This is a genomic window from Chryseobacterium sp. S0630, assembly GCF_024158915.1.
Classification (GTDB): Bacteria; Bacteroidota; Bacteroidia; order Flavobacteriales; family Weeksellaceae; genus Chryseobacterium.
In genome coordinates this window covers 53948-61100 of record NZ_JAMZGF010000029.1, presented here as the reverse complement: position 1 = coordinate 61100, position 7153 = coordinate 53948, and the positions used below count along the sequence as shown (strand labels likewise).

General features: G+C 35.2%; 8 protein-coding genes. 6 read left to right on the top strand and 2 right to left on the bottom strand.

What is annotated here, in order from left to right; all coding sequences use genetic code 11:
- Positions 1 to 155: 155 nt before the first annotated feature.
- The 4 genes from NK356_RS13860 (at position 156) to NK356_RS13845 (ending at position 3946) form a co-directional block, all read left to right on the top strand.
- Positions 156 to 725 (top strand): cob(I)yrinic acid a,c-diamide adenosyltransferase, encoded by a 570-nt coding sequence (locus NK356_RS13860; protein ID WP_034699206.1) that lies wholly within the window; start codon positions 156 to 158, stop codon positions 723 to 725.
- Complete coding sequence (locus NK356_RS13855) at positions 715 to 1362, top strand: thiamine diphosphokinase (RefSeq protein WP_253317253.1); 648 nt, start codon at positions 715 to 717, stop codon at positions 1360 to 1362. Before NK356_RS13860 ends, NK356_RS13855 begins: the two co-directional genes overlap by 11 nt.
- A 191-nt stretch (positions 1363 to 1553) precedes the next feature.
- The gene (locus NK356_RS13850) at positions 1554 to 2429 is read left to right on the top strand and encodes a tyrosine-protein phosphatase (RefSeq protein WP_034699212.1); all 876 of its coding nucleotides are present in this window, start codon (positions 1554 to 1556) and stop codon (positions 2427 to 2429) included.
- 122 nt (positions 2430 to 2551) lie between these two features.
- Positions 2552 to 3946 (top strand): decarboxylase, encoded by a 1395-nt coding sequence (locus tag NK356_RS13845; protein WP_034699213.1) that lies wholly within the window; start codon positions 2552 to 2554, stop codon positions 3944 to 3946.
- A 195-nt stretch (positions 3947 to 4141) separates the two neighbouring features.
- On the opposite strand, the gene NK356_RS13840 is transcribed toward NK356_RS13845, so the two are convergent.
- Both NK356_RS13840 and NK356_RS24160 read right to left on the bottom strand, forming a co-directional pair.
- Positions 4142 to 4801 (bottom strand): HAD family phosphatase, encoded by a 660-nt coding sequence (locus NK356_RS13840; RefSeq protein ID WP_034699215.1) that lies wholly within the window; start codon positions 4799 to 4801, stop codon positions 4142 to 4144.
- 50 nt (positions 4802 to 4851) lie between these two features.
- Complete coding sequence (locus tag NK356_RS24160; RefSeq protein WP_301287985.1) at positions 4852 to 4974, bottom strand: hypothetical protein; 123 nt, start codon at positions 4972 to 4974, stop codon at positions 4852 to 4854.
- Between the two features lie 38 nt (positions 4975 to 5012).
- Between NK356_RS24160 and speB the strand changes: the two genes are divergently transcribed.
- Both speB and NK356_RS13830 read left to right on the top strand, forming a co-directional pair.
- Complete coding sequence (gene speB / locus NK356_RS13835) at positions 5013 to 5870, top strand: agmatinase (RefSeq protein ID WP_034699217.1); 858 nt, start codon at positions 5013 to 5015, stop codon at positions 5868 to 5870.
- 70 nt (positions 5871 to 5940) lie between these two features.
- Positions 5941 to 6783, top strand: coding sequence for a methylated-DNA--[protein]-cysteine S-methyltransferase (locus NK356_RS13830; RefSeq protein ID WP_081906521.1), 843 nt, complete (start codon positions 5941 to 5943; stop codon positions 6781 to 6783).
- The last annotated feature ends 370 nt before the right edge of the window (positions 6784 to 7153 follow it).

Here is a 7153-nt window from a genome sequence, read left to right as displayed (position 1 = left end):
CAAAAAAAACAAATCAAAATATATAAAAATTATTTACTTTTTAACAAGAAAAACCGCCTCAGTTGTGAGACGGCTTCAATTTTTTTTCAGATAGAATAGGACGTTATTACTACATTTTACTTTTTACATTGTATAAAAAAAGGTATTTTAGTACTATGAAAATTTATACAAAGACAGGAGATAAAGGTCAGACTGCATTATACGGTGGAACAAGAGTTTCCAAAGCTAGTGCAAGAGTAGACAGTTATGGAAATATAGACGAGCTGAATTCATTCATCGGGATTGCAAAAAGCCATATCGAAGATGAAGAAGTGTTGAGACAGCTGAAGAAAATACAATTTGATTTATTCACTGTAGGTTCAGAGGCTGCAACCCCTGTGGATAAGCTGATGCTTGCCAACGGAAAATCACGTCTTCCGATCATTATTTCAGAAACAGAAATTGAAGAGCTGGAACAGTGGATGGATGCTTTTGATGAAAAACTGGAACCGCTTCAGTATTTTATCCTGCCAGGTGGAGGAAAATCGGCAACTTTTTTACATGCAGCAAGAACCATCTGCAGAAGAGCAGAACGTTCATTGGTATTTCTGAATGAATCAGAAGAAGTACGTCCCGAATTGATTAAATATTTAAACAGGCTTTCAGATTATCTTTTTGTGTTGGCCAGATATATTTCAAAACTGAACAACGAACCGGAAGAATACTGGAACCCGAATGAGAGATAAAGCATTACTATTCATCAACGGAGATGCTCCAAAATCATTACCCAATCTGGAAAACTATGGTTTGATCGCCTGTACAGACGGTGCTTTCCACTACTTAAAAAGAATGGGATTTCCTTTGGATAAACTGGATTTTATATCCGGTGATTTTGATTCACATTCCGGATCAGATGAAGATATGTATGAGGGAAAATTTATCCTTACGTTAGATCAGGAAAAAACAGATTTTCATAAAGCGCTGGAAATCATTCAGGAAAGAGGCTTTTCAGAAATTGATGTTTTCGGAGGAAGCGGAGGTGAACAGGATCATTTTCTTGGAAATCTTACCGTTGCCTATAGCTTCAAGGATCGAATGAATATTACATTTTATGATGAATTTTCAGAATATTATTTTATTCCAAATCATTTTACACTGAAAGGAGTGAAAAACAGAATGATTTCGCTTTATCCATTTCCATCAGTGAATAATATAACGACAAAAGGACTCAATTGGCCTTTGACCAATGAAACCTTAAGTATTACTTCAAGAATCGGAACCCGGAATTTTGCTGTTGAAGATGAGGTTTCTATAGATTATGAATCAGGGGATGTTTTGTTTTTTGTAGGGATCAAGGAGATAGAATATCCTGCAATCTATTAATTTAGATCTGTGATGAATAGAAACGGATAATAATCCTGAGCTTAGACGAAGGAAGCCCATTTTAAATAAAGAAAATGAATCCATTGGCTTTAGCCAAAACTTAATAATTGAGTTTATTAAATTCCCAACCAGAGATTGGTAAATCGAAAGATTTGATGGGCGATTAAAAGTTCTCAAATAAAATAAAACCATTGAATAAACTAATCAAAATATCAGTTTTCACCATTTCATTATGCTGTATTTTCTCATGCAAAACACAGCATTTTGAAACACCCGAATATGGAAAAAATGAAACTGAAAAAGTAATTCATATCAAGAAAGTAACCAATTTCCGTACGGTAGGAAATATCAAAAATGCAGATGGAAGAACTTTAAAAGAAGGAAAATTGTACCGAAGTGCCCATCTTCATAAGCTTAAGAAGAAATCTTTTGATGACTTTGAAAAACTAGGGATCAAAGAAATTATTGATCTTAGAAACTCAAAAGAAATTGCTGAAAAACCGGATCAGATGCCTGTAGAAGCAGTTTACAAAAAATATTCAGCATTTGAAGATGAAGGAGATCAATTGGCTCAGGCCAGGAAACTTGTTCTTAAAGGTAAAGTAAACGCTTCCGATGCAGATAAAAGAATGATTGATTTCTATCGTGAGTATGTGACAGAGAATCCGGAAACCATAAAAAAGATTATCACAGAAATTCTGGAATCTAAAGATCCGATTCTTTATCACTGTACCGCAGGAAAAGACAGAACCGGAATTACCACCGCATTAATTCTTACCATTCTGAAATTTGATAAAGAGACTATTTACAACGAATATCTTTTATCCAATAATTACAGAAAAGATCTTGTTCAAAAAAGATTACGTCTTGCCAATACCTTACATTTCCTCTATCCTAAAATGGATTTACAGGTGCTGGAAAAATTGAGTTGGGTAGAAAAAAGATACCTTGATGCTGCTTTTGGGGAGATCAATAAAAAGTATGGTTCTACAGAAGTCTATATTCAGCAGGCATTGGGGATTTCAGATGCCAAAAGGAATGAATATATTCAAAAGTTTACGTATTGATTATCAGAGATAAATTTCTATAAGATTTAATATTGGGGGTTTATTTAAAATTATAATAATTTTAACACCTAAAAATGAAACTTTTTTAGCAATTTTGCATTTCTTAATTCACTTGTTTAGAAATGAAAATAAAGTACTCGGAACTTATTGATCAGACATTATATTTTCCTACGGAGGAATTTAATGTTTCTGAGAACAATTTGTTGTTTCACGATATTCCATTGATGGATGTGGTTGAACAATTTGGCACTCCGCTAAAGATTAGCTACCTGCCGAGAATTTCTCAAAATATTCAGAAAGCGAAAGGCTGGTTTAAAGAAGCTTTTGAGAAAACCGAATATAAAAAGAATTATACCTATTGCTATTGCACAAAATCCAGTCATTTCAATTTCGTATTGGAAGAAGCTTTAAAGAATGATATTTCGATAGAAACATCTTCTGCTTATGATATGGATATTGTAAAATCTCTTTACGAAAAAGAGAAGGTAGATAAAAACATTGAAGTAATCTGTAATGGTTTCAAAACGGATGATTATCTGACAAAAATTTCAGATATGATCAACAGTGGTTTTGAAAATATTACTCCGATTCTTGACAATTACAGAGAATTGGATAAACTTACGGAAAGCATCGATTCTACCTTTAATATCGGAATCAGAATTGCATCAGAGGAAGAACCGAAGTTCGAATTCTATACCTCAAGACTAGGAATCGGATATAAAGATATCATTCCTTACTATAGTCAGAAGATCGCAGAACACCCGAATGCAAGATTGAAAATGCTTCACTTCTTCATCAATACCGGGATTAAAGATACTTCTTACTACTGGAACGAATTGTACAAATGTCTTCGTGTATACGCACGTTTGAAGAAAATTGCTCCTGAAGTAGATTCATTGAACATCGGAGGTGGTTTCCCAATCAAAACTTCTTTAAACTTTGACTATGACTATCAGTATATGGTAGAAGAAATCGTTTCTCAGATCAAGAAATTCTGTGAAGAGGAAGGAGTAGAAGAACCTAATATCTATACTGAGTTCGGAAGCTTTACCGTAGGAGAAAGTGGAGCGAACCTTTACAAAATTATTTCTCAGAAACGTCAGAACGACAGAGAAAAATGGAATATGATTGATTCTTCTTTCATGACCACTCTTCCTGATACCTGGGCAATCTCAAGACACTTTATTATGCTTCCACTTAACCGTTGGGAAGATACGTATGAGAGAGTATTCCTTGGAGGACTGACTTGTGACTCGGATGATTATTATAATTCAGAACAGCATACCAACGCAATTTATTTACCGGTCTTCAGTGATACAAAACCTCTGTACATCGGATTTTTCCACACCGGAGCATATCAGGAAACTATCGGAGGATACGGTGGAGTACACCACTGTCTGATGCCTCAGCCGAGACACGTCCTGATTCAGAAAGATGAAAACGGTGAATTGCAATACGAAATTTTCCGTGAGAAACAGGAACCTGAAGATATCTTGAAACTTCTTGGTTATAAATAAGAGTCATTGCGAGGAACGAAAGTGACAAAGCAATCTCACCTTAATAATCTTAACCACTGAATGAATCTTAATGTTTTACAATTTAACCATTAAGTTTTTTGATTAAGAGTTAAGTCAAGTTAAGAATCTTCACTTCGTTCAGATGACAAAGTATATACAAAACAAAAGCTCTCAGATTCTGAGAGCTTTTCTATTTTAAAAATAGGTTGAAATTTTATCCAGTTCCAGATCTTCATAATCAGAAACCACAGTGTCTGCCAAAGTATAATCCTGATTTTTAGAATGTGGACTTCTGTATGCGGCACAGAAAATTTTTGCTCTGTGGGCTGCCAGAATTCCGTTGGTAGAATCCTCAATCACCATACAGTTTTCAACGGGTTCTCCTGACATTTCTGCCGCCAGTAAGAAAACTTCAGGATGAGGTTTTGATTCTTTTAAATCGGCGCCGCTGATTTTTCCACTGAAATATTGCTCCAGTCCGAATTTTTCAAAAACCATATTGATAGTTACCATTGTAGCAGAAGAAGCCAGAATCAGCTTGATTCCATTTTCGTGATAATGCTCGATCAGTTTTCTTACTCCGGGAATTAAGTCAAACTCATCATCATTATAAAAATAATCTTTGAAATGAGATCTTTTGATTCCTGCAATGTCTTCATAAGTCTGATTTAAATTAAATTCATTAATCAAAGTTTCAGAGACTCTTTTGGTTGATGCTCCGGTAAAAGAGGTGTACAGTTCTTCGGAAACGGCAATTTCCAATTCATCAAACGTTTTGAAATAAGCTTTTCTATGCAATGGTTCTGTATCTACAATTACACCATCCATATCGAAAAGAACAGCTTTTAAAGGCATATAATGAGTTTTGTACAAAAATAGCTATTTGAGTTGAGAGTGGAAAGGGATTAGATGATAGGTTGCAGGTGACAGGTAGCAGATAAAAGGTCGTAAAGAGAAAGTCTGATACCTATAAACTCTCCTACACTCTTACTCTCCAACTCATAAACTCTTCGTATCTTTGTGGTCAATATTTCAATTTTAAAACATTAAAATTTTTAAATAAAGCATGAGAACATACGCAGGAATTCCCGAGGAAAACGCAACGTTAGAGAATTCGAAAGTAATGTTGGTAACTGTTCCTTACGATGGAACTTCAACATGGGGTAAAGGAGCTGATAAAGGTCCGGAATTATTCTTAAACGCTTCTGAAAACATGGAGCTTTACGATATTGAAACTCAAACAGAACCTTATCTACAGGGAGTTTACTTAGCAGGAGAAGTTTCTGAAAATTCTTCACCGGAAGCAATGACAGAAGCAGTTTATCAGAAAACAAAAGAACTTTTGAATAATGATGGTAAATTATTTACTCTTTTTGGGGGAGAGCACTCTGTTTCTATCGGTTCTATCCGTGCGGTAGGAGAGAAGTTCGAAAACCTTACTGTTCTTCAGTTTGATGCTCACACAGACTTACGTCCTGAGTTCCACGGTTCTACTTCCAACCATGCATGTGCAGTTTTTGAGGCGAATCAGAAGCATAACTTAGTACAGGTGGGAATCCGTTCTATGGATGTTGAAGAAGTTGAATATTTACCGGAAGGAAGAGTATTTTTCGCTCACGAAATCGCAAACAATGAAAACTGGATCAATGATGTATTGGAAAAAGTATCAGGAAATGTGTATATCACAATTGATTTAGATGCTTTCGATCCTTCTATTGCACCATCTACAGGAACTCCTGAGCCAGGTGGGTTACAATGGTACCCAACGCTGGAATTACTAAGAAAAGTATTTGAAAAATGTAACGTAGTGGCATTTGATATTGTAGAATTAATGGATTCTCCAATGGCTAAGCCAACCGCTTTCTTATCTGCGAAGTTATATTACAAAATGCTTGCTTACTACGATATTTATAACAACAACTAATATTCCGCAAGAATCGGATTTTTTCTGCCGTATATTCTTTGGAAATTTGTGAGGTAAAAACAATAATATGATGTCCACACAAAGTCAGATAGATTATAACAGAATTGCCAAAGCGATAGAATATATCCAGAGCAATTTCAGGCTTCAGCCAAGTTTGGAGGAAGTGGCAGAGAATATTCACTTGAGCCCGGCTCATTTTCAGAAGATCTTTACAGATTGGGCAGGAACAAGTCCGAAAAAATTTTTACAGTTCATCAGTCTTGAACATGCTAAAAATTTATTGAAGGAAGAAAAAGCAAGTTTGTTTGATACTGCTTATGAGACAGGATTTTCCAGTACCAGCAGGCTTCATGACCTGTTTGTAAAGATTGAAGGAATGTCTCCGGCAGAATATAAAAACGGAGGAAAAAGCCTCAGTATTCATTACAGTTTTTCTGAAAGTCCTTTCGGAAATATCTTAGTAGCTTCTACAGAAAAAGGAATCTGCTATATGGCTTTTGAAGACGATAAAGAAAAAGCATTCGGGGAACTGAAACAAAAGTTCCCTAATGCTTCTTTTATTGAAAAACAAGATGCTCTTCAAAAGAATGCATTGTCTATATTCGATAAAGACTGGACAAAACTCAACACAATAAAATTACACTTAAAAGGTACCGATTTCCAGCTGAAAGTATGGGAAAGCCTATTGACTATTCCCATGGGAAAATTGTCTACTTATGGCAGCCTGGCAGAAAAAATTGGAAACCCTAAAGCATCCAGAGCTGTTGGAACGGCTATAGGAAGTAATCCGGTTGCATTTCTTATCCCATGTCACCGCGTGATTCAGTCTACAGGGCATCTCGGTGGCTATCGCTGGGGAAGTGATAGGAAACAGCTGATTGTTGGTTGGGAAGGATCGCATATTTACTCGTAAAATATTTTACCACAAAAGGATTCTACAATTATTAAGTTTTGGCTAAAGCCAATGGATTGTTGAAGCATTTTAATAAACGGACTAAAGTCCGTTCCTATTGATATAAAAATTCGTGTCATTAGTGAAAACATTGGTGCCATTTGTGTTTAATGAAAGTATCATTTGTGACTTTTGGAGTTGAAAAATATTAAATTTAAGTTTTTGACTAAAGTCCGTTTCTATTGATGGAGTTGTTTAAACTTATCAAAAAATATTGGATATTTCTTAAACCATTAAGAAGGATTTAAGCACTAAAGCATAATTAAGATAAATCATTCTGATTTTTAAGCTTAAAGCGAAGCTCATCTTAATACTCTAAACCCCTTAATGC

What these genes read in the sequence shown, in the direction of transcription:
- NK356_RS13860 (WP_034699206.1), top strand. Translation starts at nt 156, where the DNA reads ATGAAAATTTATACAAAGACAGGAGATAAAGGTCAGACTGCATTATAC.
- NK356_RS13855 (WP_253317253.1), top strand. Translation starts at nt 715, where the DNA reads ATGAGAGATAAAGCATTACTATTCATCAACGGAGATGCTCCAAAATCA.
- NK356_RS13845 (WP_034699213.1), top strand. Translation starts at nt 2,552, where the DNA reads ATGAAAATAAAGTACTCGGAACTTATTGATCAGACATTATATTTTCCT.
- NK356_RS13840 (WP_034699215.1), bottom strand. Translation starts at nt 4,801, where the DNA reads ATGCCTTTAAAAGCTGTTCTTTTCGATATGGATGGTGTAATTGTAGAT.
- speB (WP_034699217.1), top strand. Translation starts at nt 5,013, where the DNA reads ATGAGAACATACGCAGGAATTCCCGAGGAAAACGCAACGTTAGAGAAT.
- NK356_RS13830 (WP_081906521.1), top strand. Translation starts at nt 5,941, where the DNA reads ATGTCCACACAAAGTCAGATAGATTATAACAGAATTGCCAAAGCGATA.